Raw genomic sequence first — 26634 nt, forward strand, 5'->3', positions numbered from 1 at the left:
CCGGCGGTGACGGATGACCTGTTCTCGTCCGTCACGCCGACCGCGGCCCCGCAGCGGACCGATCCTCGCCGCACCGGGCCGGTCCGGGTCGCCCTGATCGGTTATGGTTTCGCCGGCAAGACCTTCCATGCGCCCCTGATCCGCGCCGCGCCGGGGATGGAGCTGGCCCTGGTGGCGACCAGCCAGCCGCAGGTGGTGGGCGCCGATCTGCCGGGCGTTCGCACCGCCGCCAGCCTGACCGAGGTTCTGGCCGATCCCGGGATCGAACTGGTCGTCATCGCCACGCCCGACGCCGTCCACGCCGAACAGGCGACGGCCGCCCTGAACGCCGGCAAGGCGGTGGTGGTCGACAAGCCCTTCGCGCTGGAGCTGGCCGACGCCCGCGCCATGGTCGATCTGGCCGCTGCGCGCGGCCTGTTCCTGTCTGTGTTTCAGAACCGCCGCTGGGACGCCGACTTCCTGGCCCTGAGGCGCGAGATCGAGCGCGACCGTCTGGGCCGGATCGTCCTGGTCGAAAGCCGGTTCGATCGTCACCGCCCGGTGGTGCGCGATCGCTGGCGCGAGGCGCCCGGCGGGGGCGTGTGGATGGACCTGGGGCCGCATCTGGTCGATCAGATGGTGGTGCTGTTCGGCCGTCCGACCTCGATCACCTGTCGGCTGGCGACCCAGAGGGACGGGGGAAAGAGCCCGGACTGGGCCCATGCGGTGCTGGACTATGGGCCGCTCCAGGTCGTGCTCAACGCCGCCATGGTCATCGCCGCGCCCGAGGTCCGTTTCGCCGCCCACGGGACCTCGGCCAGCTGGCTGAAGGCCGGGCTGGACGTGCAGGAGGACCAGCTGAAGTCCGGCATGACGCCCGGCGCGCCCGGTTGGGGCGTTGATCCCCGGCCCGCGACCTGGGTGGACGGCGACACCGGCGCCCGGTCAGCCGCGCCGGGACCCGCCGGCGACTATCCGGCCTATTACGCCGCCGTGGCGCGGGCCCTGAAAGGGCAGGGGGACAACCCCGTGCCGCCGGATCAGGCCCTGACGGTGATGGAGATTCTGGACGCGGGCCGCGAGAGCGCGCGAACGGGGCGGACGATCAGCCTGTAACTATTTGGCCGGCCGCGACATGGTCGTCAGCTGGGTCGCCACGGCGCGCTGTTCGGCCAGTTCCGGCGCGGGCAGGGGCACCAGGCCGCGGTCCTGCAGATAGCCGCCGCGTCCGGCCGAGGCGTCGGACATGAACTCCTGCAGATACTCGCGCAGGCCCGGAATGACGCCGACATGCGCCTTCTTCACATAGATGTAGAGGCTGCGGGCCAGGGGGTAGGAGCCGTCGGCGATGGTCTCGGCCGAGGGCGCGATCCCGTCGATGGTCTCGGCCTTCACCGTGTCGAGATTCTGTTCGAGGAAGGAAAAGCCGAACACGCCCAGCGATCCCGGCGTGCGGGTCAGGGTCTGGAGGATGGCGTTGTCGTTCTCGCCGGAGTCGATCCAGGCGTTGTCCTCGCGGATGGTGTGGGCGACGGCCTCGAACCGGTCCGCGTCGCTTTCGGCCAGGGCGGCCCCGGCCGGAACCAGCTTGGCCCCCGGCGTCATGCCCAGCTCCAGGAAGGCGTCGCGCGTGCCCGAGGTCGGGGGCGGGCCGTAGACCTGGATGCGCTGTTCCGGCAGGCCCGGATTGACGTCGCGCCAGGTCCGCTTGGGATTGATGACGAAGCGGCCGGTCGCGTCGGGGACCTCGCGCGCCAGGCCTTCATAGAGGTCGTTCAGTTCGAAGTTGAAGCTGTTGCCCGTGCGCGCCGTGGCCACGACGATGCCGTCATAACCGATCTTCAGCTCGATGACGTCGGTGACGCCGTTCTTGACGCATTCGTCGAACTCGGACGCCTTCATGGGGCGCGAGGCGTTGGCGATGTCGGGGGTGGTGGGGCCGACGCCCTGACAGAAGGCCTTGATGCCGCCGCCGGTGCCGAGAGACTCGACGCGCGGCGCCGACATGCCCGGATTGCTGCGTCCGAAGTTCTCGGCCACCCGGGTGGCGAACGGAAACACGGTCGAGGATCCCGCCGACCAGATGCCGGTGCGACGCCCGCCGCCCTCGCCGCTGCACGCGCCCAGGACCAGGGCCAGGGCGGCCGCGCCGAGAGCGGCGACGGAGACGGTGCGGGCACGGATCATCGCGGGCGGTCCTGATGTCGAGGGATCACGCCGCTCTAGACCAGAGATTTGTGACGCTTTTCCCGTGGCGCGCCCGCGACCGATCAGAGCAGCCGCTTGCGCATCGCCTGGCTGAGCATGTCGATCAGGGTCACGGCGACCACGATGATGATGGCGATCATGGAGACGGTGCGATACTCGAACGCCTGCAGGCTTTCGAACAGCACCTGGCCGATGCCGCCCGCGCCGATCAGGCCGAGGATGGTGGCGGCGCGGCTGTTGGACTCGAAACGGTAGAGGGCGAACGAGGTCCACAGGGGGGCAACCTGGGGTATGACGCCCCAGGCGATCTCGTGCAGGCGACCGGCGCCGGTCGCCTTGACCCCTTCGATGGGCCCCTTGTCGATCGACTCGACCGCCTCGGAGAACAGCTTGGCCAGAACGCCGGCCGTGTTCAGGCCGATGGCCAGAACCCCGGCCAGAGGCCCCAGGCCGACGGCGACGATGAACAGGGTGCCGATGACCAGGTCGGGGATCGAGCGCAGCAGATCCATAAAGCGTCGTACAGGCCAGACCAGCCATGACGGCGAGAGGTTGCGCGACGCCATCAGGCTGAGCGGGACGGCCAGGAAGACGGCCAGGAAGGTGCCCCACAGGGCGATCTGGACCGTCAGCCACATCTGACCGACGAGCGGCTTCCAGTTGGTGAAGTCGGGGTTCAGGAAGTCGCGGCCGTAGTTCCGCATGTTCTCCGAGTTGGAGAAGATGTTGACGATGTTCGGCAGGTCCACCTTGTTGAAGGCAGCCAGAAGGATGATGGCGAAACCGCCCCACAGCAGGGCGTCCAGCGACCAGGCGGCCATGGACTTTTTCGGCGCCGCCGGAATCTGATCCGGAGCCAGGGTCGGGGCCGCGCGGCGCGGCAGGGTGTTCAGGGCGATGGCCGCGATCGCCAGCAGACCGATCAGGGCGAAGGGCAGGATCTGACCCGTGCGATCGGCCGCGCTGGTCGGCGGGGCGACTTCGCTGGGACGACCCTCGCGTCGGGCCTGGTCGGCCTTCATCTCGCGGATGGGATCGAGATAGGAGTTATCGGCGGCGCGGAACTGGGAATAGTTCAACCCCTCCATCACCTGGCGCTGGCGCTCGGCGTCCGGGCCGAAGCCCTGGCCGTAGGTGGTGAAGAACTGTTTGATCCGCGCCTTCAGCGCCGGCGGCAGGTCGGACCGCAGGACGATGCCCGATTCCGGGATCGGCGGCGAATCCCAGATGACCTCGATCTGATCGGCGATCTGGGGGTTCTGGCGGCGCAGGAAGATGGTGTTGACCGAGTTGGAGGTCGCGACGTCGACCTGGCCGTTGGCGACGGCGAAGGAGTTGGCCTGGTGGTTGGCCGACCGCACGGTGGCGAAACAGGTGCGCGGGTCGATGTTCCGGGGCCCGAAGAAATAGGTCAGGGGCGCCAGGGTGCCCGAGGTCGACTGGGCGTCGCCGAGGCCGAAGTCATACTGTTTGCCGCACTTCACGACATCGTCGACCGTGATGCCCGAGCCCTTCTTCACGATCAGGGAGGAGGTGTAGGAATCCTTTCCCTCGCTGTCGACGGTGCGGGCGATGACTTCGCCGCTGGACCGGTCGATGGCCTGGACGGCGGGCAGGGCGGAGAACCAGCCGATCTGGGCCTGGTTGGCGCGCATGGCCTCGACCAGGACCGAATAGTTGGAGCCGAAGATGGGCTCGACCGGAATGCCGATGTCGCGTTCCAGGTCGTCCAGCAGGGGCTGCCACAGGGGGCCGGATGAAGCCTGGCCCTCGGCCGACAGGATGGTGAAGACGATCTTCTCCGGCGCCTTGGTCTGGGCCTGGGCGGGCGCGGCGACGAGGCCCCCGGTCAGGACGGCGACGACGGCCGTGAGAGCGGCGAGACAGGAACGAAGGCGGATCATGCCCGGACTTTCCGATGCGCGGTCCCGCGAGGGGAGCCGACGTTGGCGTTCATGGTTTGAAAGGTCACGGCTGGACCTCGCGTTTGGCGCGCAGGGTCCGCAGCTCGCGTTCGGCCTGGGCCGCAGTCGCCCGGTCGCCCGAGGCGCGGGCGGCGGAGAGGGCCTCGTCGGCGGCGATCTCGCGCACAGGGTCCAGATAGTCGCCGTCGGCGGCGACGAAGCGGGAATAGCCCAGGCCGGAGAGGACGCGACGCTGGCGCTCCGCCTCGACGTCGTCGCCGCGCCCGTAGGTCAGGAAGAAGCCGCGAATCTTTTCCTTCACGACCGGGTCCAGATCGCCGCGCACCACGATCCCGCCCTCGGGCAGGGGCGGGGAGCGCCAGATCTCCTCGATCTCGCCGGCGATGGTCGGGTTCTGCTGCGCCAGGGCGTTCAGGGTCACGGTGTTGGTCGCGGCCACATCGAGAATGCCGGAGGCCACCTCGCGCGCATGGCGCTCGTGGTTGTCCGGGCGCACCGAGAGGAAGCAGGTTTCGGGACGGACGCCGCGTGGATTGAACAGGAAGACCTGGGGAGCCAGGGTCGCCGAGGTCGACTGGGCGTCGCCGACGCCGTAGTCCAGCCGCCTGCCGCAGGCCATCACGTCCTCGAGCGTCACGCCCGAGCCGCGCTTGACGATCAGCACGGAGTTGTAGCTGTCCTGGCCGCTGCGGTTGACGGTGCGGGCGATCACCTCGGCGTCGGCGCGGTCGATGGCGTCGATGGCCGGGCGGGCGGACAGCCAGGCCGCCTGGACCTCGCCCCGCTCCATCCCGTCGATCAGGGCGGCGTAGTCGGCGGCGAAATGGGCGTCCACGCGGGCGCCGATGGCTTTCGCCATGTCGTCCAGCAGGGGCCGCCACAGGGGCTCGGCCGAGGCCTGGCCCTGGGCCGACAGGATGGAGAAGACGACGGTCTGGCGCTCGGCCGGAGCTTCGCGGCGGCCGCACGACGACAGCCCCAGACCGGCAAGGCCGAGGGCGGCGACGGCGAGAACGCCGGCGCCGAAACGCCGCGCCGCGCCGGCTGTCCTCATGCCTGGGTTTCCCAGAAGGCGTCCTGGTATTCCGGACCGTAGATGTCGATCAGGGTCGGGGTGTCCAGGCCGGACGACGGGCCGTCATAGACCACCTTGCCGGACTTCAAAGCCACGACCCGCTTGCAGTAGCGGATGGCGTAATCGACCTGGTGCAGGGTGACGATGACGCCCAGGCCGTCGCGTTCGTTCAGCTCGACCAGAAGCTCCATCACCTTGCGCGCCGAGACGGGATCGAGCGAGGCGACGGGTTCGTCCGCCAGGATGGCGCTGGCGCCCTGGACGATGGCGCGGGCGATGGCGCCGCGCTGCTGCTGGCCGCCCGACAGGGTGTTGGCTCGCTGGGCGGCGTAGTCGGAGACGCCCACGCGATGCAGGGCGGCCATGGCCTTGTCCTTGTCGGCCTGGGGCCAGGCGCCCAACAGGCCGCGCCAGCCGGGCAGGCGGCCGAGGGCGCCCAGCATGACGTTGGAGAACAGGCTTAGGCGGCCGACGAGGTTGAACTGCTGGAAGATCATGCCCAGCTTGCCGCGCGCGCCACGCACGTCGCCGGTCAGGCGGCCGTTCTTCTGGACGGTCTGGCCGAACACCTCGATCACGCCCTGGCCGCCGTCGATTGACTGCAGACCGGTGATCGACCGCAACAGGGTGGATTTGCCCGAGCCCGACGGACCGATCAGGGCGACCATCTCGCCGGCGCCGACCTCGACCGAAACCTGGTCCAAGGCCTTGCGGGCGCCGAAGGTCTTGGAAACCCCCTTCACCGAGGCGACGGGAGCGGTGGCGACGGCAGTGGTCATGAGGCGCGCGGGGGAGCTGTTACGGGACCGCCGCGAAACCCTGCTGGGACCCTCGAGGCAAGTCTTAATGGCACGGACGCCGCGCCGGCGTCCAGCGCGGCGTCCCGTCGCCGCCGGCTACGGGCCGGCTACGGGCCGGCTACTGGGCGACGCGCACCTCGATCGGCAGGCCCAGGCTCTCCAGCTGCGGGCGCACGACGGCGGCGTCGCCGACCACCACCCAGGTGAAGGCCGCCTGGCCCAGAAGCCGCCGCGCCTCGGCGTCCAGCTGGGCCGGCGACATCGCGGCGTAGCGCGGCGCCAGGGTCTCCCAATAGTCGTCGGGTCGTCCGAACAGGGCGTTGGACCGCAGGGCGTTCAGCACGGCCGACGATGTCTCGAACTGGCCCGGCAACTGGCGGATGTTGGCGTTGACGATCCGCTCGCGTTCGGCCGGGGTCACTCCGCGATCCGACAGGAAGCCGCGATACTGGTCGATCAGGACCTGGATCGATTCGCCGGTGCGGTTCGACTGGACGGGCGCCGAGATCAGATAGGGGACCTGCTGCTCCAGGTTCTGGGCCGATCCGCCCAGGCCGTAGGACCAGCCCCGCGTCTCGCGGATGTCCTGGTTGATGCGCGACAGGAAGCCCTGGCCGATCGCCTCATTGGCGGCGTTGAAGGCGACGCGGTCGTCCTTGCCGCTGACCGGCAGGACCAGGGCGCCGAGAATGATCGACTGGGGCGACTGAGGCCGGTCGATCAGGACGATGCGCGACTGGGCCGCGGCCGCCGGCGCCGTGAACGGCTTGGCCCCCTTGGGACGGGCGGGGGCGCGCCAGTCGCCGAGGCCCGCGTTCAGGGCCGCGACCACCTCGCCGAGGGGACGATCCGAGACCACGAAGATCTGAGCTGCGTCGGGCCGGATCCAGGTCTGGTGGAAGGCGGTAAGATCATCCCCGGTCAGCGCCTCGACCGCCGCCTTGTCGCCCTGTCCGGAGAAGGGCCGGCCATAGGGGTGGGCGGCGCCGTAGGCCAGGGCCGGCCAGGCGCGGGCGCCCATTCCGCCGGGCGAACTCATCTCCTGGGCGATGCTCGCCAGTTGCTGGGCGCGTCGGCGTTCGATGTCCGGCGCGGCGAACCCCGGATTGCGGATGACGTCGGCCGCCAGTTCGACGGCGGCGGTCAGGTTGGCGCTCGGCGTGGTGAGACTGATCAGGGTCCGGTCCATCGAGGCGCCGGTTCCGATCGAGGCGCCCAGACGTTCTTCCTGCTCGGCGATCTGGACGGCGGTGCGGCTCTTGGTGCCTTCCTTCAGCAGGCCCAGCATCAGGGTCTGGGTCCCCAGCCTGTCGGCCGGATCGGCGGCGACCCCGGCGTTGAACTCCACCGTCACGCGGGTGATCGGCACGGTCGTCGATCGGGCGTAGATCACCTCCATGCCGTTCGAAAGACGCGCGCGCTCCACCGTCGGGAAGTCCAGCGGCTTCATCTCGCCGATCCCCGGCATGGGCGCGCGAGGCGTGACGGGCAGGGGCTGGGCCGGCGCCGGGGGCGGGCGATTGTCGGCCGCCTCGGCATAGGCCTCGCGCTCGCCGGGATCGACGCGGATCGCCAGGGTCGGACGCGTCAGCCAGCGCCGCATCGCCGCCTGGACCGAGGCGGGCGTGGCCGCGCCATAGGCCGCCAGCTGCTTGCGGTAGAAGCCGGGATCGCCGGCGTACAGCTCGCCCTCGGCCAGGCTGACCGCCTTGCCGGAAAAGCCGCCGGTCGGCTCCAGCGACTGCAGGCCCTGCGACAGGGTCTGGGTCACGGCGCGCTGGACTTCGTCGGCGTTGGGCCCATCGGCGATGAACTGGGCCATCAGCTGATCGAGCCGTTCGGACACGACGGCCGCGTCCTGGCCGGGTTTGATGTCCACGCTGACGATGAACATGCCCAGCCGCTGGAACGGCATGTAGCTGGTCGAGACCGAGACCGCCGTCTGATCGCCGCGCACCAGGGCGTTGTCCAGTCGCGAACTGGCCAGGCCCCCGAACACCGAGGCGGCGACGTCCATGTCCGCCGATTCCGGCGCCAGAAGGCCGGGCACGGCCCAGGCCCGCATCAGCCGGGTGTTCGGCACCCGGTCATGCAGGGTCTTTTCCACGCGGGACGGCAGGGTCGGGATGTCGGCCTGGGCGGGCTCGTTCTGGGCGCCGCGCGGGATGTGGCCGAAATACTGCGCCACCTTCTCCCGCGCCGTGGCCAGGTCGATGTCGCCGGCCAGCACCAGGACCGCATTGTTCGGGCCGTAGTTGTCCCGGTGCCATTGGCGCAGGTCCTCCAGGCTGGCGGCGTCCAGATCGGCCATCGAGCCGATGGTCGAGTGGCGGTACGGATGGCCTTCGGGGAACAGGGTCTCCAGCACCGTGTAGAAGACCAGGCCGTAAGGCTGGTTGTCGCCCTGGCGCTTTTCGTTCTGGACGACGCCGCGCTGGTTATCGAGCCGTTCCTGGCTGAGCGCGCCCAGCAGGTGGCCCATCCGGTCGCTCTCCATATAGAGAGCCTGGTCGAGCGCCGAGGTCGGCACGGTCTGGAAGAAGTTGGTGCGGTCGAACCAGGTGGTGCCGTTCCAGTCGGTCGCCCCCATGGCGCGCAGCGGCTCCATCAGCCCGCCGGGCACGTTCTCGGTCGGGTTGAACAGGCCGATGTGCTCGAAGAGGTGGGCGAAGCCGGTCTGGCCCTTCGGCTCGTCCTTGGAGCCGACATTGTACCAGGCGTGGATCGCCACCACCGGCGCCTTGCGGTCGGTATGAACGACGACGCGCAGGCCGTTCGGCAGGGTGAATTCCTCGAAGGGGATGTCGACGCTGCGGGCGATCTCCGCAGGGGCCACCTGGGCGGCGGCGGGCGGGGCCAGAACCGGCGCGGCTCCGGCCGCGACAACAAGCGCGAGCGCGCAGGCGAAGGTGGTGCGACGCATGGTGTGATCCCTCCCGATCCGATCCCGCGGGACGGTATCAGCGAGCCCTGATCCGGCAAGTTACGGCTCTGTCATCCGGCGACGCTGTCCGGCGCCTCCTGGGTGCAGCCCCCGCCCCGAAAAAACCACTTTACATGACAGTCGGACGGCCCCATATCGCGCGCTCCGGCGGACCCCGTAGGTCTGTAGTTCTGCGCCGCTAACGCCGGTCTGGGTTAACAACTATCAGGGGGTTACGTGAATTGCGCACGTACCAGCTTCCCCTGGACCTGGTCCGTGAGCGGTCTCCAGAGCGTCCTGTCGCCCTCGTGCGGCCGCGCTCTGTTTCCGTAGCGGCGCGCTGGTTCCAGGATAATCTGAAGGCCGACGTCTTCTATGCGGTGAAGGCGAACCCCTCCGCCTGGGTCATCGAGACCCTGGTCGAGGCCGGCGTGAACGCCTTTGACGTGGCCTCGGTCGCCGAGATCGAGCTCGTTCGTTCGGTCGCGCCCGATGCGCGCCTGGCCTTCATGCACCCGGTCAAGAGCCGGTCGGCCATCACCCGCGCCTATTTCGACCATGGCGTCCGCACCTTCTCGCTCGACTGCGTGGAGGAACTGGACAAGATCCTCGACGCCACGGGCGGCGCGGCGGACCTGAACCTGATCGTGCGTATGGCCGTTTCGGCCGACGGCGCGGCCTATACCCTGTCGGGCAAGTTCGGCGTGTCGCCGGACCAGGCGCCGGCCCTGCTGCTGGCGGTTCGTCGGGCGGTCAAGGACGGTCTGATGGGCGTCAGCTTCCACGTCGGCTCCCAGTGCATGCGGCCCAGCGCCTATGAGGCGGCCATGGCCCAGGTCGGTCGGGCCATCTCGCGCGCCGGCGTCATCGTCGACGTCGTGGACGTGGGCGGCGGCTTCCCGTCGGTCTATCCGGGCATGGTGCCGCCGGACATGAGCGAATACGCCGACGCCATTCATCGTGGCTTCAACGAGATGCCGGTCACCCACACCACCGAGCTGTGGTGTGAGCCAGGTCGCGCCCTGGTCGCCGAGTCGTCGTCGGTCCTGTGCCGTGTTGACCTGCGCAAGGGCGACGCCCTCTATCTGAACGACGGGTCGTACGGCTCGCTGTTCGACGCGACCCATTCGCGCTGGCCCTTCCCGACCAAGCTGGTCCGGGACGGCGAAAGCTCGACTGAGTTGAAGGCGTTCCAGTTCTACGGCCCGACCTGCGACTCGATCGACCACATGCCCGGACCGTTCTGGCTGCCGGCCGACATCCGTGAAGGCGACTTCATCGAGATCGGCATGCTGGGCGCCTATGGGGTGGCCATGACCACGGGCTTCAACGGCTATGGCGAGCATGATCTCGCCGTGGTCGAAGACGCCCCGATGGCCTCGCTGTACGGCCTGGCCCCGCGCTCCATCCCGACCGTGCGCACCACGGCCGAGGAGACGGCGCGCAAGGTCGTGCGGCTGTCGCGTCCCAAGGGGAAGGCCGGCCAGCGCAAGAAGGCGCGTCGGTAATACGGCCCCGCTGACGCGAAAGCGTCGCGAAGGCGTTCAATAAAGCAGCGGCCCGTCGCTCCGTCCGGGCCGCTGCATTTCCATTCGACGGGCGCTCAAATCAAAGGGAAACCCTTGCAATGAACGCTCCCGTTCAGTCCAACACCAAGGCCGAACTGCTCCAGAACACCGTCGAGCACGTCGACATCACGTCCTACGACGCCCGTCCGATCATCGACAGCATGCGCAAGATGTCGTTCTCGTCGCGCGACACCGCCCGCGCCGCCGACATCTTCAACATGGCGCTGGAAGACAAGACCTGCTCGCCGTGGCTGATCCTGGCCGGATCGACCTCGGCCGGCGGCTGCATGCACGTGTACCGCGACATGGTGAAGTTCGGCATGGTCGACGCGATCGTCGCCACCGGCGCCTCGATCGTCGACATGGATTTCTTCGAGGCCCTGGGCTTCAAACACTATCAGGCGGCCGGGCCGGTGGACGACAACGTCCTGCGCGACAACTACATCGACCGGATCTACGACACCTATATCGACGAGGAAGAACTCCAGGCCTGCGACCACACGATCCTGGAGATCGCCAACCGGCTGGAGCCGCGCGGCTATTCCAGCCGTGAGTTCATCTGGGAGATGGGCAAATGGCTGTCGGAAGGCAACGCCAAGAAGCCCGGCAGCCTGATCCAGACCGCCTATGAGGAGGGCGTGCCGATCTTCTGCCCGGCCTTCGTCGACTCGTCGGCCGGCTTCGGCCTGGTCAAGCATCAGAAGGAGCGGGCCGCCGCCGGCCAGCCCTATATGATGCTGGACGCCATCGCTGACTTCCGCGAATTGACCGACATCAAGATCGCGGCGGGCACCACGGGCCTGTTCATGGTCGGCGGCGGCGTGCCGAAGAACTTCGCCCAGGACACCGTCGTCTGCGCCGAGATCCTCGGCGTCGAGGCCGACATGCACAAATATGCGGTCCAGATCACGGTCGCCGACGTGCGCGACGGCGCCTGCTCCTCCTCGACGCTCAAGGAAGCCGCCTCCTGGGGCAAGGTCTCGACCACCTATGAGCAGATGGTGTTCGCCGAGGCCACGACGGTCGTGCCGCTGATCGGGTCCGACGCCTACCACCGCGGCGCCTGGAAGAGCCGCACCAAGCCGCGCTGGGCCAAGCTGTTCGGGAAGTGAATTCCGCCTCGACCAATCCCGGGGGGCAGGCAAAAACAGAAGGGGTCGTGGGTGACCACGGCCCCTTTTCCATTCAGGTCGGGGTTCAGCCCTCGCTGATCTCCCGGACCGCCTTCATCAGGGCCTCGACCACCTTGGCGGTCTCCGGATCGGTCCAGCTGCCCGGCTTCATCACGACCGCCTGTTTCAGCGTCAGCATGGCCTCGCGTACGACGTCGGGCGTCTGTTCGCCCGACACCCGCCGCGCCACCAGGGCCATGCGCTGGCGCACGCCCTCGACCGCCGCCCGGTTCTCGTTCAGCCAGGTCTGACCGGCGGCGGTCAGGGAAAAGACCCGCTTGCCGCCCGCATCTTCCTCGCCGGCGATCAGGCCTTCGTCGGCCAGCATCGCCAGGGTTGGATAGACCACGCCGGGGGAAGGGGCGTAACCGCCGCCGAACAGGGCCTCGATCGCCTTGATCAGATCATAGCCGTGACGCGGCTGTTCCTCGATCAGCGACAGCAGGACCAGCCTCAGGTCGCCGGGCCCGAACATCCGGCGTCGGCCGCCCTGATGACCGCCTCTTTGGCCGTGGCCGGCGAAGCCTCTTCCATACCCGCGACCGCCCTCGCGGGGGCCGGCATGGCCGCCACCCCAGCCGCCGGAGCCCTGGTGCGGTTCGCGGCCGCGGCCGCGCATGATGTGGTGTCTGTGTGTTTTCTTCATTTTCATGTGACGGAAGATATATCTTTCGTGGCGTTACACAAGCTACAAAAGATATATCTTTGAAAATTGCGGAACCGCCGGCCTGTCCGTGCCTTCCTCATGGCGACACGCGACAGAAGAGGATGTTCGCCATGGCGGATCACGCCCGGACGAAAGACGCACTGACCGAAGACGCCCGTGAAGCCGAGGCCATGGGCGAAAAGCCCGACCTGGGCGTGAAGCGCGACGCGCTGATCGAGGCCCTCGAGGGCTCGAACCTCGGCTCGGACACGCGGGCCGGATCGTTGCGCGGCGGTTCGGTGTCCGGCTCCGATGATGACCCCGACCAGCGCAGGATCGACCAGGCGCTGGCGGACGTGGGGCGGACGACAGGCGAGGCTAGGACGCCCGGTTCGGTCGAGAGAGAGGACGTCAAGAACACCGGGGCTGGCCCCGGCGAGACGCCTGACGGGCGCAAGGGCGGCGCCTCGACCGGCTGACCCGCCTCTGATGCTGCGCCGCGCCGGTGGCGCGGTCCTGCCTTGTCCCCGCCGCAACAATGGGCCAACGTGGTTGACAGCGTTCGGGAGAAGGCCTTGAGCTTTCGACTGAAAATCATCATCCGGAACCCGATCCGCGCGCGTGGGCGCGACCGGCGGGGACCACAGTGGCGGAAACGGTGCGGCCCATGCGGTCAAGACTGGCGGTGATCGTCCTGATCGGGACGGCGGCGGGTCTGGTGTCTTGTAAGGGCGCGGAGTCCTCGGCCACGACGCCCCCCGGTGCGGCCGATGCGGTGGTCCAGGCCCCCGCACCGTCGCCTGCCGCACCGACAGCCGAGGCCCCTCGCGATGCCGACGCGCCTGTCCCCGCCGCCGAGAGCGGCGCCCCTGCGTTCGCCGTGGTCTATCCCGGCGGTCGGGTCGAAACGGCCACGGACGAGGCCGCGCCGACAAACGCCCTGGCGTTCACCACCGAGGCCACGCCCGAGGAAGTGGTGGAGTTCTACCGGCGGAAGGCGGTGACCGCCGGTCTGTTGCCGGTGATGTCGATGAACCAGGGCGATGTGCGGGGCTATGGCGCGTCGGACGCTGACGGCGGGACCCATCTTCGCGTCCTGGCCCACCCCGATGAAGCCGGGCGCACGGCGGTTCAACTGTCCTGGACGGACGGAGGCTGAGAGCGACATCATGGGGGTACGGGCGCGTTTCATCGGTCTTGCGGGTCTGACGGCCCTGCTCGGCGGTTGCGCCGGGACGTCGGGTCCGGCGGCGCTGCCCATGGCGGCTCCGGGCCCCGACAAGGGATATCTCCCCGAGGCGCGGCTGTTCCGATTGGCCGACGCCGTTCCACCTCCGCCGACGCCCGGTTCGGCCCTGGATCTCGACGACCGCGCCCGGTCAGACGCCTATCGTGTCCTGGCGGGCGGCGACCGCTGGCTGCTGGCGACGGCGCATGCCGAGGTGCGGCCGGAGCTGGCGCGTCAGCATTTCGACTGCGCCCTGGGGGTGCGCTTTCAGGGGCAGGTCACGCCACGCCTGTCCGCCCTGCTGGCCAAGGTCCTGCATGACGCCGATCATGCCGCGGAACGCATCAAGGCTCGCGCTCATCGACCCCGGCCCGTCGCCGATGATCCCGAGCGGGTTCCGTGTCAGCGCGTCACTCCGGCCGGGCGACAGACGGGGTCCTATCCCTCCGGCAGCGCCACGGTCGGCGCGGCCTACGGGGAGGTCATGGCCGCCGTCGATCCCGGCCATGCGGCTCAGGCGCGCGAGATCGGTCGCCAGATCGGCGTCAGCCGCGCCGTCTGCGGCATGCACTATGATACGGATGTCCGGGTCGGGATCGACCTGGGGCGCGCGGTCGGCGCCGCCATCGTCGCCAGCCCTGCGTTCCGCGACGATCTGAGGGCGGCCCAGGCGGAACTGGCCGCCGTGCGGGCCACCGGTCTGACCAACCCCGGCTGTATCGCCGAGGCCGCGACCCTGGCCCTGCCCCTGCCGGCGCCGACCCCGCCAGCGGGCGCATGATCGCCCTTCTGCTGTCGGTCCTTTCGCTGGACAGCCAGCCGGCCGGCGCACGCGCCTGTGCGGCGAGCGAATTGCGCGAACTGACGGCGGACAGCGCTGTGCCGTATTCGCTCGCCTGCCGGGCGTCATTGAACGGAGGGCGGGTCGTCCGGCCGGTCCTGATCCAGGGGGGCGAGGCGTCCGGGACCGGGATTGATTGCGGCGGCGGCTCGATCGGCCAACCCGGCGCCCAGGTCACGACGCGCCAGCCGACCGTGGCCGTCTGGTCGCGAGCCGAAGGCGGCGGCTTCTCGCGCCCGCATGACGTCTTCCTGAGAAATTGCACGATCCACGGCGCGGTGCGTGTCTGGGGCATGGGGGCGGGCGGCTCGATGTCCGACCTGCGCGACAGCTCCCGCACGGCCAGCCATACGGCGGCGGCCCAGGCGGCGGCGCCTTCCGGCGTCGTGCTGGAGCGGATACGCTTCCTGGGGACCGGCTCCATCCCGCTTTATGTCGGGCCGGGGGTGACCGGGCTGACGGTGCGGAATTCCAGTTTCGCGGGTCGGTCGGTGTCAGTGGCTGTCTATCTGGACGCCGAGAGCGCCGGGAACGTCATCGCTGACAACGACTTCAACATCACCACGGCGCGCGAGCAGCTTGCGGTCGACGGATCGGCGCGCAACCGCATCGTCGGCAATCGATTCGCCCTGGGTCGCCGCGGCGGGATATTCCTCTACCGCAACTGCGGCGAGGACGGCGTCATCCGGCATCAGACGCCGTCGGACAACATCATCACCGACAACAGCTTTTCCGGCGTCAACTGGATCCGGCCGCAGACGGTGGTGGTCGGCGCCCGTGAGGGAAACCGCCGCTACTGCGCCGACGATCGCGGCTGGCCATTCGGCTCCAGCGTCGACGACGGCGACAAGGCGACGGGCAATGTCGTCGCGCGCAACCGGATCGTGCGGTAGCAGAATGGTGAGTCGTGAATAGTGAAGAGTGAGTGAGGCTTGGTCAGGGGAGCCCCTCGAGTCCGGCCCATCCCTCACCATTCACGACTCACTTTTCACTCAGCTCGCCGGGCGACCAGACGCGAGGGCCCCGTAAAGGTCCGTTCGCCGGTCGCGGAAGAAGCCCCAGGCGGCGCGGTGTCGGTCCAGGAAGTCCAGGTCGAAGGTGTGCACGATCACACCCTCTTCCCGATTCAGGCTCTGGACCAGATCACCGCGATGGTCGGCGATGAAGGAATGGCCATAGAAGGTCTGGCCCGCGTCGGTCACCTGTTCGTGGCCGATGCGGTTGGCGCCCACCACGGGCACGACATTGGACACCGCGTGGCCCTGCATGGCCCGCCGCCAGGGCGCGGCGGTGTCCAGGGTGTCGTCATGCGGTTCGGTGCCGATGGCGGTCGGATACATCAGGATCTCGGCCCCCTGCAGCGTCATGGCCCGTGCGGTCTCGGGGTACCACTGGTCCCAGCAGATGCCGACGCCGATCCGGCCGAAGCGGGTGTTCCAGACCTTGAAGCCCGTGTCGCCGGGCCGGAAATAGTATTTCTCCTGATAGCCGGGACCGTCGGGGATGTGGCTCTTGCGATAGACGCCCATCAGCGACCCGTCGGCGTCGATCATGACTAGCGAGTTGAAATAGTGGGGCCCCTCGCGCTCGAAGATCGAGACGGGGATGACGACGCCCAGTTCCTTCGCCAACGGCTGAAGCTGGACCACGGCCGGATGCTCGCGCCACGTATGGGCCGTGCCGAACCATTTCTCCTCCTGCGAAACGCAGAAGTAGGGTCCCTGGAACAGTTCCGACGGCAGGATCACCTGCGCGCCCCTTTCGGCGGCCTCGCGGATCAGGGCGACGGTCTTGTCGATGTTGGCCTGGATATCCTCGGACGCATACGAGGTCTGGATGGCGGCGACGGTGACGGTGCGGGTCATTGGGCGGCCCTCGGGTGAAGAGTGCTAGTGAGCGAGAAGTGAGCGATCATCGACGTTCCTCAAGTGATCGAAGGAGGCCCGTCGTCATCCTGCCGAGTTCGAGCAAATCGTTGAGGATGGCGCGATAAGTCGGTTCATCTAGGTAGTCGAGCCGACGGGCCACAATCAGCAGGGTTTCAAGCTCCGCTAGAGAACCTCGGGCGATTCCAACGAAGTGTGCGAACTCGCCCGGCGTGCGCCTGCCCGCACCTTCCGCGACATTCGCTGGGACAGACACGGCTGCGCGGCGAACCTGACTGATCAGTCCGTATTGCTCATGTTTCGGCCAGCCAGCCGTCACCCGATAGAGAGTTTCCGTCACGTCTAGCGAGATCTGCCAGAGCTTCAGGTCTCTATGGCTTCGAGGAAGTTCGTTGCTCACTTCCTGCTCACTAGCACTTTTCACCAAGTCTCACGCAGGCTGCTGCTGAGAAATGCAGTGAAACGAACCACCTCCGCTCAGGATGGCGATCGAAGGCAAGGGGATGATCTCGCGGTCCGGGAAGACGGTCGCCAGGCCCTCGCACGCCAGGCGCGCCGCCGTTTCGTTGCCGTAGGTCGGTACGATCACCGCGCCGTTGGCGATGAGGAAGTTCATATGGCTGGCGGGGACCGGTCGCTCGTCCTCGTCCAGCACCAGGCCGGGGGAGGGGAGGCGCAAGGGCGTCAGGCCCGCGGCGGCGATCGCGGCGGCGGCGGCGTCAAAGGCGTCGGCGTTGGGATCCTTGGGTCCAAAGGCGATCGGGACGGCAACCACGCCCGGCGCCACGAACCGCGCCAGATTGTCGACGTGGCCGTCGGTGTGGTCGTTCAGCAGGCCGTCGCCCAGCCAGACGACACGCTCGGCGCCCAGCGACGCCTTCAGGGCCTCTTCGGCGACGGTTTCGGTCCAGCCGGCGTTGCGGTTGCGGTTCAGGACACACTGGCGCGTGGTCAGGATCGTACCCGCGCCGTCGTGATCGACGGCGCCGCCTTCCAGAATGAAGTCGTTCCGGGTCAACGGCACGCCGGCATGTTCGCCGATCTGGTCCGCGACGGTGTCGTCGAACTCCAGCTCATACTTGCCGCCCCAGCCGTTGAAGCGGAAGGCGGAGGCGGTCGCTGAACCGGCGCCGAAGATCGGTCCGGTGTCCCTCAGCCAGATGTCGCCGAAGCGACCAGCGACCACCTCGACGCCGGCCGCATCGGCGAACCGCGCCCGGGCGTCCGCCAGAGCTTCGTCGTTGCCGACCAGAAGTCTGACCTGTTCCCGGCCGGGCCCGGCCAGGGCGCGGACCAGGGCCTCGACCTCGGCCTGGGCGGGCGCCAGATTGTTTTCCCACAGGTCCGCATGGCTGGGCCAGCCGACCCACATCGCCCGGTGCGGCGCCCATTCGGCAGGGATGAAGGCAGTCATGGCGGCGCGGTCCTCAGGGTGCGCCGAGAAAGGCGCGAAAGCCGGTCCAGATAGACATCGGGGGGCCTACCTTCAACCACAGGCGCATGACGCCGCCGGAAACGAAAAGAGGCGGCCCCTTTCGGGACCGCCTCCAGTTCGTTTGACTGAGCCGTAGCTTAGAAGCTGTAGCGCAGGCTCGCCATGATCGTGCGCGGAGCGCCGACGCCGGCGAACGGGCGGCTGTAGCCCAGCTGGCCCGGGGTCGCCGAGGCGCGGGTGCCGAGGTTCGAGTAGTACTTCTCGTCGAACAGGTTGGTGACGTTCACCTGCAGATAGGTGCCGTCCAGACCGAAGGTCGAGAAGTCGAAGCGGGCGTCCGCATCCACCACGGTGTAGGCGTCGGTCTTCAGGTCGTTGACGTCGGTGACCCAGCGTTCACCGGTGTACTTGCCCTGGATGCCGGCCGTGAACACCTCGTTGAACTGGTACGAGGCGCGCAGCGAGAACATCTGCTCCGGGGTTTCGACCTGCTTCTTGCCCTTGGTCTGCAGTTCGGCGCCGGCGGCGTTGTAGACGTAGTTGTCCTGCAGCTCGCTGTTGGTGAAGGTCGCCGAGGCGTACAGGTTCAGGTTCTGGACCGGTTCCCAGCCCACCGAGGCTTCGAAGCCGGTGGTGTCCACGGCGCCCACGTTGCGATCGACGAACTGACCGAGGTCTTCATCGAAGGTCGAGACGATGCGGTTGTCGAACTGGTTGAAGAAGGTCGAGGCCTGCAGCACCAGGGTCGACATGGTGTAGCGGTAACCCAGGTCGATGTTCTTCGAGGTTTCCGGCTGAACCGTCGGGTTGCCCAGCGAACCGTCCGCAAAGCGGGTGGTGGCGTACAGGCTGTCCGTGCGCGGCGCCGACAGCGACTCATTGTAGCTGCCGTAGACCGAGTGGCCCTGGCCGAAGCGGTAGCTGGCGCTGACGTTCGGCAGGATGTCGTCATACTTCACTTCGCGCGAGAAGGGCGCGATGTACTGGGTCGTGCCGCGGCTGGCGAAGGTGACGTTGCCGTTGGCCAGGGTCGCGTTCGGCGCTTCCGAGGTGCAGAGCACGTTCGACGAGGCGTTCTGCGTGAAGCAGTACTGGTTCAGCTCGCGCTTGAAGAAGGGCGCGCGGACGCCGAGGTTGATCGTCAGCGCCTCTTCCAGGAAGCGGCCGCGATATTCCAGCGAGAACTGGTTCAGCTGGGCGATCGACTTGCGGTCGCGCGAACGCAGGGCGTAGCCGTCCAGGTTCACGACCCGGTTGTCCTCGTCCTTCAGGCCGCCGAACACGTCGACGAACACCGGGGCGCTCGGGTTGGTGAAGTCCACCATGCCGTAGTGGCCGGACTGACGGTGACGACCCCAGTCGAACGCATAGGCGGCGCGCAGACGGTGGTTGTCGTTCAGGTCCCAGATCAGCGACGAGTTGACGCCGTAGCGGTGGGTGTTGGTGTTGGACGGCGTCATGACGCGGACGCGGTCCAGGGTGTCGCCGTCGCCGTTCAGATCGACGCCGCCCGTGGTGCGGCCGGCGCGGATCAGCGCATCGGTCTCGGACAGGACGGCCTGCTGGGTGCCGCCGTTGGCGCGGACGTACTGGAACGACGGGTCGACCGTCAGGATCAGGCCTTCACGCAGGGTGAAGCGCGAGTTGCCGCGGATGTTGCCGGTGTTCGACGGGTTGATCCGCAGGCCCCAGTAGCCGGTGCCGTTGGCGTCGTTGTCCGCCGTTCCGTTGCGGAAGGTCGGGGCGACGTAGGTACGGTCGAAATCGACGTTCCAGCCGAACGGGCTGGTCTCGACGTCGCTGACGCAGACGACGGTCTGGGCGACGTCGCAGAAGCCGGTCGCCGTGGCCAGGTTCGGGCCGTTGTAGTTGTTGTTGCGGTTCTCGTTGTAGTGACCCGAGATGGCGATGAAGTCGCCGTTGTCGCCCAGCGGCTGCCAGATGCGCGCGTTGTACTGCTTCTTCTCCAGCTCGCCGATGCCCTTGAACTTGTCATAGTTCTGGTAGCTGGCGGCGAACCAGGCCGAGGTGCCCCAGGGGCCGAACTCGCCGGTGTCGACCAGACCCATGATGCGGCGATAGGCGAAGTCGCCCAGCGAACCCTGGACCCAGCCGCCGAAGTCCGACGACGGACGACGCGTGACGTAGTTGATGGTGCCGCCGGTTGCCGAAGCGGTCGGGCTGTCGACGTCGGTCGAGCCGGTGTTGACCGAGGCGCGCTCGATCAGTTCCGGGTCCAGCTGCTGGTTGGTGTAGGTGGCGTAGTTGCCGGTGTCGTTCAGCGGAATGCCGTCGAAGGTCAGCGACACGCGGTTGCCGTCGAAGCCGCGCAGGCGGATGTTGCCGCCCGACGAGCCGTAGGGGTCGGCGTTGGTGAAGCTGAGGCCCGGCGTCAGGTTCAGGGTCTGCAGGATGGTCTGGCCGGCCGCCTGGGTCGCGATGAACTCCTGGCCGATGGTGTTGCGGGTCTTGGCGATGTTTTCAGCCGTGGCCAGGCCGCCGACGTTGGCGGGGCCGCGCGAACCCGTGACGATGACGGCCTCGACCTCGGTGGCTTCCGTGCCGGTCGATTGGGCCGAGGCGGCGCCGGCGGCCATCAGGCCGGTGAAGAGGGCGGTCGTCGCCCAGAACACGCGTTTGCGGTTCATCATTGTATCTGTATCCCCAGATGGTGAACGGGCGGAGGCCCACGGGCCAGAGCGAGTCTGGCCGGTCGAAATCGGGCTTCCTCTACGTCCGCAGTCGGAACGTCGGGCGACAGTTATATGACACTGATATGACGGCGACCGAAGGTGACCGGGGCGCCACAGTCGGCGCCCGGAGGCGTCAGGGCTCGACCGCGAACCGATCGGCGAGAGCGCGCGCGGTCGGCAGCATCGAGCGGGGCTCGTGATAGTTGCCGTTGATCTGGGTCCGGGTGATCACATGGGCGCGGAACCGGGCGAACAGGGACGGTTCGGGCGGCTCCGGCGCCGTCCAGAAGGCGTCAAGCGGCTTCTGGTCCGTCAGGCCCTGGAAGTCGAAGAAGGCGCGGCCCAGGGCCTTGACCGGGGTGCGGAAACCGAGGGCCGAGAGGGCGGCCGTCGAATTGTTGACGATCATCCCGCGCGACAGGCGGCATAGCTGCGCCATGTTGCCGCCGTCGATGAAATCGACCCGGTCGGCGAGATTGTGCTCAAGGGCCAGTCCCAGGGTCAGCTGTTCCAGGTCGATCAGGCCGGGGTCCAGTGGATGGTTCTTGACGACCAGGCGCGCTTCGGCCGGGGCGTGGGCCGCGAAGCTGGCCATGATCTCGGACATGAAGGCGGCGTTGTCCGCATATTTCGAGTAACGCAGCAGCTGGGCGTCGCCCTCGCGTTGCAGGCAGACGATGAAGAACGGACCGCGACGGGCGATCAGGTGGGCGCTGATGCGTCGGCGCGACTGGAAGGCCAGGCGGAAATAGCGGCGGATGTGCCCGGCGCACTGCATCCATGGCGGCTGGGTGTAGGGCGCGCGATAGCGGGGATAGAGCCAGCGCCCCGGAAGCTGGATCAGATGGTGCAGGCTGATATTGGCGACGTGGTAGGGCAGAATTCGCCCGACATGCCGGACTGGCGGCAGGTCCGGCGCCGGGGCGTCATATCCCCTGCGATCGCGCGGCAGGGCGCTCGAGGCGTTGACTCCGTTGCGCTCCACCGTGATCCAGTCGGGGCGGAAATAGCCGTTCTCGAGCACCCACAGCCGCGCCGCATAGCCGGAGGCGTTACGGATCGCCGCCTGGTTGTAGGGGCCGCCCTCGCCGAACACGACGACGTCGGTGTAGTCGCCGATGATCGACAGGAAGCGGCTTTCCCATTCGGACGCCCGCCCCTTGAAGCGCAGGCCGTCCCGACGGCGCCAGTAGAGTTCGTCCCCGGCGTTCATCAACACGCGATCGACTTTCGCCCCGCGCTCTTCCAGGGCTTCGGTCAGGACGCGGCCGAAGGGGCCGAACGGGGCCGTGACGATCAGGAAGCGACGGCCGTCCAGCCCTGCGGCCGGGGCCTGCGGCGTTTCGGCGGCGACGTCGATGTCCTGGGGATCTGGGCTGGCGAGCAAACCGTACACTTCCTTCGCCGTGTTCAACGACTTCCTAGAGGTCCGGCGAAGCGGGAGCAAGCGAACAGACGCCGAACCCGGACGGTCGTCAGAGGTTGTCGGACGAACGGCCAAGGCCGGCGCGGGGTTTCATCCGACACGCGAATCCTGCCGTTCGCGACGCCGGCTTCGTGCGTGCATTGGCTCAGACATGGAAACGCCGGCGCGGGGTTGGCCCGGCCGGCGTTTGAGTTGGGGTGCGTTCGGGGGAGGGTTGGACCTCCCCCTGGCGCTTTGTGTCTTAGAAGTTGATGTCGATGGTGGCGCGACGGTTGAGGGGTTCGCGCACGCCGTCGGCGGTCGGACGAGCGAGTTGGGTCTCGCCCTTGCCGTCGAGGGAGATGACGCCGCCGTTGACGCCTTGGGCGACCAGGGCGTCGGCCACGGTGCGGGCGCGACGGTTGGACAGGCCGACGTTGTAGGCGGCCGAACCCGAGGTGTCGGCGTGACCGACGACCAGCACGCGGGTCGGTTGACCGGTGCGGGCGTAGGCGGCGGCCTGGCTGATGATGGAGGAGGCCTCAGCCGTCAGGTTGGAGCGATCCCAGTCGAAATAGACCACGAACTGACGCGCGGCGGGCTTGGCCGGCGGCGGCGGCGGGGTCGGACGGACCGGCGGCGGAGGCGGCGGGGGAGGCGGCGGCGGGGGCGGCGGCGGCGGGGGCGGGGGCGGCGGAGCCGGCTCGGCGCCGAACGCATAGCGCAGGCCCAGGGTCACGGTGTGGCTCTGGTCGTAGTCGCCCTCGAAGACGCCCTGGTTGTAGGCGGCCAGACCGGCGAAGCTGTTGAACGAGGCGTCGCCCGTCAGATAGCGGTAGGTCAGGTCGATGTTGGCGCGGTCGCCGACGGCCCAGGCCAGACCGGCGATCGCCTGGGCGGCGAACTCGGTGGAGGAGTCGTCGATGCCGAAGCCGACCAGACGGTTGTGGCGCAGGGTGCCGACGATGTCGCTGTTGACGCGGTTGACGCCGACGCCCAGGCCGACGAACGGACGCAGGGCCCAGCTCTCGTCGCCGAAGTCATAGATGACATTGGCCATCAGGGTGGTGGAGGTGATGTCGCCGTCCGGGGAGTGGCAGGCGCCCGTGGCCGGGGTCACGTTGCAGATGCCGGCGGCGCCGCTGACGGCGCGGACCGTGGCCACGTCGCCCGAGCGGTAGCCGCCCTCGAGCTCGACGCGCCAGTTCGGGTTGAACCGGTAGCCCAGACGCGCGAACGCCGCCCAGCCGTCGTTGACGTCGAAGTTCCAGTTGTTGCCGGTGATCTGCGATTCCGCGTTGATCGGGTCCGACATGTGGTGATAGCCGGCGTCAACCGCGCCATACCAACCGTCCGGCTCCGCCGACGCCGCACCGGCGACGGCCAGGCTGGCGATGGCGACGCTTGCAAGAAGCTTCAACCTCATTTTGTCCTCATATCCCTGTTTGCGTTGACCGCCGGCTCTACCGTGAGGCTTGACCCGCGCCTAGCCGTCCAACGGCGTGGATCGGCGACGGTTCCGCAATTCCGCACGAATGTGGCGACTGTGGCGCCTTTTCAACACTCCTTCGGCGGGGTTTCGCCGCTTGCGTAAGAGGACCTATTGGCTTCCGCTGCGGCGCCGTTCTAGATTGGGTGCAGCGCACAACAAAGCTCGGGAGGCATGAGGTCATGGCAATAAGGTTCGATGGACGTGTGGCGATCGTCACGGGCGCCGGCGGCGGCCTGGGTCGGGAGCACGCCCTGGCGCTGGCGGCGCGTGGCGCGAAGGTGTTGGTGAACGACCTGGGCGGCGCCCGGGACGGAACCGGCGCCTCGGCGACGGCGGCCGAGGCCGTTGTGGCGGAAATCGAGGCCGCCGGCGGCGAAGCCATGGCCAACGGCGCCTCCGTGACCGACTTCGACGCGGTCCAGGCCATGGTCGATGCGGCGGTCGAGCGTTGGGGACGGGTCGACATCCTCGTCAACAACGCCGGCGTCCTGCGCGACAAGACCTTCGCCAAGATGACGCTGGACGACTTCCGCTTCGTCATGGACGTGCACCTGATGGGCGCGGTCAACTGCACCAAGGCGGTGTGGGACGGCATGCGTGAGCGCAACTACGGCCGCATCGTCATGACGACCTCGTCGTCGGGCCTTTACGGCAACTTCGGCCAGTCGAACTACGGCGCGGCCAAGATGGCCCTGGTCGGCTTCATGCAGACCCTGTCCATCGAGGGGGCGAAGAACGACATCCGCGTCAACTGTCTGGCGCCGACGGCGCACACGCGGATGACCGAGGATCTGGGCGCCGCCCTGCCGCTGGAGCATCTGGGGCCCGAGCTGGTGTCGCCGGGCCTGCTGTATCTGGTCAGCGAGAACGCTCCGACCCGCTGCATCCTCGGCGCCGGCGCCGGGGGCTTCGAACGGGCCTATGTGACGATGACCCAGGGCATCCGCGCCGTGGGCGAGGATGCGCCGGAACAGATCGAGGCGCGCTTCGCCGACATTTCGGATCGCGACGGCGAGGTCGTGCCGGACAGCGGCATGGCCCAGGGCGTGATCGAGCTGGGCAAGCTGCAGAAGGCCCTGGCCTAGGTCCGGCCGGGCCGCCACGGCCGGCGCACGGCCCGTGAAGCCTCCTGGCTTGACGGGCCCTTGCCTTGACGCGGCGGCAGGCGCGTAAGTCTGAATGATCGCTCGACCGGCCGGAAGACGCCGGACAGCACCCCAAAAGGAAACCCGCGCTGAAACCGCGAGGCGCCCTGCGCCGAGCGGCAGCGCCAGCAGGAGCCTCCCATGCGTGAAGCCGTCATCGTCTCCACCGCCCGCACCCCGATCGGCCGCGCCTATCGCGGGGCGTTCAATGACACCCAGGCCCAGCAGCTTGGGGGGCACGCCATCCGGCACGCCGTCGCGCGCGCCGGCGTCGATCCCGCCGAGATCGAGGACGTGGTCATGGGCGCGGCCCTGCAGCAGGGCTCGACCGGCACCAACATCGCCCGTCAGGCGGCCCTGGCCGGCGGCTTGCCGGTGACGGTCGCGGGCATGAGCCTGGACCGCCAGTGCGCCTCGGGCCTGATGGGGATCGCCACGGCGGCGAAACAGGTGATCTTCGACCAGCAGAAGATGGCTGTCGGCGGCGGGCTGGAGAGCATCTCGCTCGTCCAGAACCAGCACATGAACCTGTATCGCGGCAAGGACGAGGAGCTGCTGAAGACCGTCCCGCACATGTATATGTCGATGCTGGAGACGGCCGAGGTGGTGGCCCGCCGCTATGGCATATCGCGCGATCGCCAGGACGAATACGCCCTGCGCTCGCAACAACGCACCGCCCAGGCCCAGGCCGAGGGCCGGTTCGACGCCGAGATCGTGCCGATGACCTCGACCATGCTGGTCACCGACAAGGCGACCGGCGAGACCTCGAAGAAGGAGGTCACCCTGTCGAAGGACGAGGGCAATCGCGCCGATACGACACTGGAGGGGCTGAAGTCGCTGAAGCCGGTGTTCGGCTCGGGCGAGGAGATCCAGCAGGGCGAATACATCACCGCCGGCAACGCCTCCCAGCTGTCGGACGGCGCCTCGGCCAGCGTGATCATGGAGGCCGGAGAAGCGGTGAAGCGGGGGCTGCAGCCGCTGGGCGCCTATCGCGGCATGGCGGTGGCGGGCTGCGAGCCGGACGAAATGGGCATCGGTCCAGTGTTCGCCGTGCCGAAGCTGCTGAAGCGTCACGGCCTGACCGTCGAGGACATCGGCATCTGGGAGCTGAACGAGGCGTTCGCGGTGCAGGTGCTGCATTGCCAGGACGTCCTCGGCATCCCCGACGATCGCCTGAACGTCTCGGGCGGCGCCATTTCGATCGGCCACCCGTACGGCATGTCCGGCGCCCGGATGACCGGCCACGTCCTGATCGAAGGCAAGCGTCGCGGCGCCAAATACGGCGTCGTCACCATGTGCATCGGCGGCGGCATGGGCGCAGCGGGCCTGTTCGAGATTTACTGATCCGGCACGGTGAACAGCCGCGCCCATCACCAGGAATGTCGACCCGAAACGCTGGCGTTTCGGGCGGCGGCGCAGCGGGCCTGTTCGAGATCTACTGACGGGCAAGGGGAGCCGTCGGGCTCCGTCCAGCCCTTTTCGTCATCCTCGGGCTTGTCCCGAGGACCCATGGATGCGCGCGGTGGAGCGGTAGATCGGGGACGCACGTCATCGCAGCAGCTCGTGCAGCGGTCGGGATGGGCCCTCGGGACAAGCCCGAGCGTGACGGGAGTGGGTGTGGGTTTCCCCCTCCACCGCTTCGCGGTCCGGTCGTCGGGTCGCGTGCGATCCTTCTCCAGGCGGGGGGATTTCCCCCCTCCACCGCTTCGCGGTCCCCCTCCCCCAAGAGGGGGAGGAGAAGGCGTGCGTCGTCGGCTTCACGGCGGGGGCCTGAAGGGTGCGGGAGGGGCGGAGCGCCGGGCCTCGCCCGGTCTGTAGGATAGAAGTACCGTTTTCGACGAAGGCCTGATGTCGCTCCGCGCGGGACCTGGACGGGAGGAGCGACGGGGGGCGCTGATTGGCGCCGGCGTCGAATAGCCCCCCGGCGGGCGGGTCGGCCGGCGCGGCCGATCCCCGGAACGGTCGGGATTTCAACTCCGACCCAGCCTCGGCTCCGAAAAGGTTCCCCTCCGCGGTCGAGGCGGCGAGGCCCGTGTGACCAGACCCCGCCCCCGCTGTCTCGCCTCCACCGCCCGCAGGTCGCCGGCCGACGGCCCTCCCGTGCGGCGGAGTGGGGGTATTATGGGGCAGGTCTCACCTGCGCCCGGAAGAGGGCCACATGTTTTGGGGAAAGGTGAGGGAAATCAGCGAATCCGGGTGTTGAAGTGTGATGG

21 protein-coding genes and 1 pseudogene are annotated in these 26634 nt (G+C 68.4%); 9 read left to right on the plus strand and 13 right to left on the minus strand.

Going from position 1 to position 26634, the window contains the following annotated elements; translation table 11 throughout:
* The first annotated feature begins 6 nt into the window (after window positions 1-6).
* Window positions 7-1095: an oxidoreductase gene (locus tag ACO2Q1_RS09280; protein ID WP_423329222.1), complete on the plus strand. Its 1089-nt coding sequence runs from the start codon at window positions 7-9 to the stop codon at window positions 1093-1095.
* Here the strand turns inward: ACO2Q1_RS09280 and ACO2Q1_RS09285 are convergent, their stop codons facing one another.
* From ACO2Q1_RS09285 to ACO2Q1_RS09310, 6 genes and pseudogenes are all read right to left on the minus strand, one after another.
* A complete protein-coding gene (locus tag ACO2Q1_RS09285; protein ID WP_423329223.1) occupies window positions 1096-2166 on the minus strand; it encodes a substrate-binding domain-containing protein in 1071 nt (356 codons plus the stop codon).
* A gap of 83 nt (window positions 2167-2249) precedes the next feature.
* Entirely contained in the window at window positions 2250-3008 is a 759-nt protein-coding gene (phnE, locus tag ACO2Q1_RS09290) for a phosphonate ABC transporter, permease protein PhnE (RefSeq protein WP_423329294.1), read from the minus strand.
* Window positions 3009-3242: 234 nt separating this feature from the next.
* A pseudogene (gene phnD / locus ACO2Q1_RS09295) lies at window positions 3243-4091 on the minus strand (phosphate/phosphite/phosphonate ABC transporter substrate-binding protein); the annotation flags it as partial.
* Window positions 4092-4155: 64 nt separating this feature from the next.
* The gene (phnD, locus tag ACO2Q1_RS09300; protein WP_423329224.1) at window positions 4156-5166 is read right to left on the minus strand and encodes a phosphate/phosphite/phosphonate ABC transporter substrate-binding protein; all 1011 of its coding nucleotides are present in this window, start codon (window positions 5164-5166) and stop codon (window positions 4156-4158) included.
* Window positions 5163-5966 carry a phosphonate ABC transporter ATP-binding protein gene (gene phnC, locus ACO2Q1_RS09305; RefSeq protein ID WP_423329225.1) on the minus strand — a complete coding sequence of 268 codons (804 nt, stop codon included), beginning with the start codon at window positions 5964-5966 and terminating at the stop codon, window positions 5163-5165. The genes phnD (ACO2Q1_RS09300) and phnC overlap by 4 nt, the downstream gene beginning before the upstream one ends.
* A gap of 139 nt (window positions 5967-6105) precedes the next feature.
* Entirely contained in the window at window positions 6106-8910 is a 2805-nt protein-coding gene (locus ACO2Q1_RS09310; protein ID WP_423329226.1) for a M16 family metallopeptidase, read from the minus strand.
* A 242-nt stretch (window positions 8911-9152) separates the two neighbouring features.
* Between ACO2Q1_RS09310 and ACO2Q1_RS09315 the strand changes: the two genes are divergently transcribed.
* Both ACO2Q1_RS09315 and ACO2Q1_RS09320 read left to right on the plus strand, forming a co-directional pair.
* A complete protein-coding gene (locus ACO2Q1_RS09315) occupies window positions 9153-10418 on the plus strand; it encodes a type III PLP-dependent enzyme (protein ID WP_423329227.1) in 1266 nt (421 codons plus the stop codon).
* Between the two features lie 119 nt (window positions 10419-10537).
* Window positions 10538-11590, plus strand: coding sequence for a 1,9-bis(guanidino)-5-aza-nonane synthase (locus ACO2Q1_RS09320; protein WP_423329228.1), 1053 nt, complete (start codon window positions 10538-10540; stop codon window positions 11588-11590).
* Between the two features lie 85 nt (window positions 11591-11675).
* On the opposite strand, the gene ACO2Q1_RS09325 is transcribed toward ACO2Q1_RS09320, so the two are convergent.
* Window positions 11676-12269 carry a PadR family transcriptional regulator gene (locus ACO2Q1_RS09325; protein ID WP_423329229.1) on the minus strand — a complete coding sequence of 198 codons (594 nt, stop codon included), beginning with the start codon at window positions 12267-12269 and terminating at the stop codon, window positions 11676-11678.
* Window positions 12270-12427: 158 nt separating this feature from the next.
* Between ACO2Q1_RS09325 and ACO2Q1_RS09330 the strand changes: the two genes are divergently transcribed.
* The 4 genes from ACO2Q1_RS09330 (at window position 12428) to ACO2Q1_RS09345 (ending at window position 15258) form a co-directional block, all read left to right on the plus strand.
* Complete coding sequence (locus tag ACO2Q1_RS09330) at window positions 12428-12775, plus strand: ribonuclease (RefSeq protein ID WP_423329230.1); 348 nt, start codon at window positions 12428-12430, stop codon at window positions 12773-12775.
* 188 nt (window positions 12776-12963) lie between these two features.
* Complete coding sequence (locus ACO2Q1_RS09335; protein ID WP_423329231.1) at window positions 12964-13455, plus strand: hypothetical protein; 492 nt, start codon at window positions 12964-12966, stop codon at window positions 13453-13455.
* A 10-nt stretch (window positions 13456-13465) separates the two neighbouring features.
* Complete coding sequence (locus tag ACO2Q1_RS09340; protein ID WP_423329232.1) at window positions 13466-14305, plus strand: PA-phosphatase; 840 nt, start codon at window positions 13466-13468, stop codon at window positions 14303-14305.
* The gene (locus tag ACO2Q1_RS09345; RefSeq protein WP_423329233.1) at window positions 14302-15258 is read left to right on the plus strand and encodes a right-handed parallel beta-helix repeat-containing protein; all 957 of its coding nucleotides are present in this window, start codon (window positions 14302-14304) and stop codon (window positions 15256-15258) included. Before ACO2Q1_RS09340 ends, ACO2Q1_RS09345 begins: the two co-directional genes overlap by 4 nt.
* A gap of 99 nt (window positions 15259-15357) precedes the next feature.
* On the opposite strand, the gene aguB is transcribed toward ACO2Q1_RS09345, so the two are convergent.
* The 6 genes from aguB to ACO2Q1_RS09375 all read right to left on the minus strand — a co-directional run bounded on the left by aguB (window position 15358) and on the right by ACO2Q1_RS09375 (window position 23210).
* Window positions 15358-16230 carry an N-carbamoylputrescine amidase gene (aguB, locus tag ACO2Q1_RS09350; RefSeq protein ID WP_423329234.1) on the minus strand — a complete coding sequence of 291 codons (873 nt, stop codon included), beginning with the start codon at window positions 16228-16230 and terminating at the stop codon, window positions 15358-15360.
* Between the two features lie 46 nt (window positions 16231-16276).
* A complete protein-coding gene (locus ACO2Q1_RS09355) occupies window positions 16277-16651 on the minus strand; it encodes a four helix bundle protein (RefSeq protein ID WP_423329235.1) in 375 nt (124 codons plus the stop codon).
* A gap of 30 nt (window positions 16652-16681) precedes the next feature.
* Window positions 16682-17665, minus strand: coding sequence for an agmatine deiminase family protein (locus ACO2Q1_RS09360; RefSeq protein WP_423329236.1), 984 nt, complete (start codon window positions 17663-17665; stop codon window positions 16682-16684).
* A 158-nt stretch (window positions 17666-17823) separates the two neighbouring features.
* On the minus strand, window positions 17824-20334 hold the full coding sequence (locus ACO2Q1_RS09365; protein ID WP_423329237.1) for a TonB-dependent receptor: 2511 nt from the start codon (window positions 20332-20334) through the stop codon (window positions 17824-17826).
* A gap of 178 nt (window positions 20335-20512) precedes the next feature.
* Window positions 20513-21766 carry a capsular biosynthesis protein gene (locus ACO2Q1_RS09370; protein ID WP_423329238.1) on the minus strand — a complete coding sequence of 418 codons (1254 nt, stop codon included), beginning with the start codon at window positions 21764-21766 and terminating at the stop codon, window positions 20513-20515.
* Between the two features lie 280 nt (window positions 21767-22046).
* On the minus strand, window positions 22047-23210 hold the full coding sequence (locus ACO2Q1_RS09375; RefSeq protein WP_423329239.1) for an outer membrane beta-barrel protein: 1164 nt from the start codon (window positions 23208-23210) through the stop codon (window positions 22047-22049).
* A gap of 245 nt (window positions 23211-23455) precedes the next feature.
* Here ACO2Q1_RS09375 and ACO2Q1_RS09380 point away from each other — a divergent pair, with 245 nt between their 5' ends.
* Both ACO2Q1_RS09380 and ACO2Q1_RS09385 read left to right on the plus strand, forming a co-directional pair.
* Window positions 23456-24361 carry an SDR family NAD(P)-dependent oxidoreductase gene (locus tag ACO2Q1_RS09380; RefSeq protein WP_423329240.1) on the plus strand — a complete coding sequence of 302 codons (906 nt, stop codon included), beginning with the start codon at window positions 23456-23458 and terminating at the stop codon, window positions 24359-24361.
* Window positions 24362-24562: 201 nt separating this feature from the next.
* Window positions 24563-25765 carry an acetyl-CoA C-acyltransferase gene (locus ACO2Q1_RS09385; RefSeq protein WP_423329241.1) on the plus strand — a complete coding sequence of 401 codons (1203 nt, stop codon included), beginning with the start codon at window positions 24563-24565 and terminating at the stop codon, window positions 25763-25765.
* Window positions 25766-26634: the final 869 nt, after the last annotated feature.

Source organism: Brevundimonas sp. VNH65 (assembly GCF_049445955.1).
Classification (GTDB): Bacteria; Pseudomonadota; Alphaproteobacteria; order Caulobacterales; family Caulobacteraceae; genus Brevundimonas.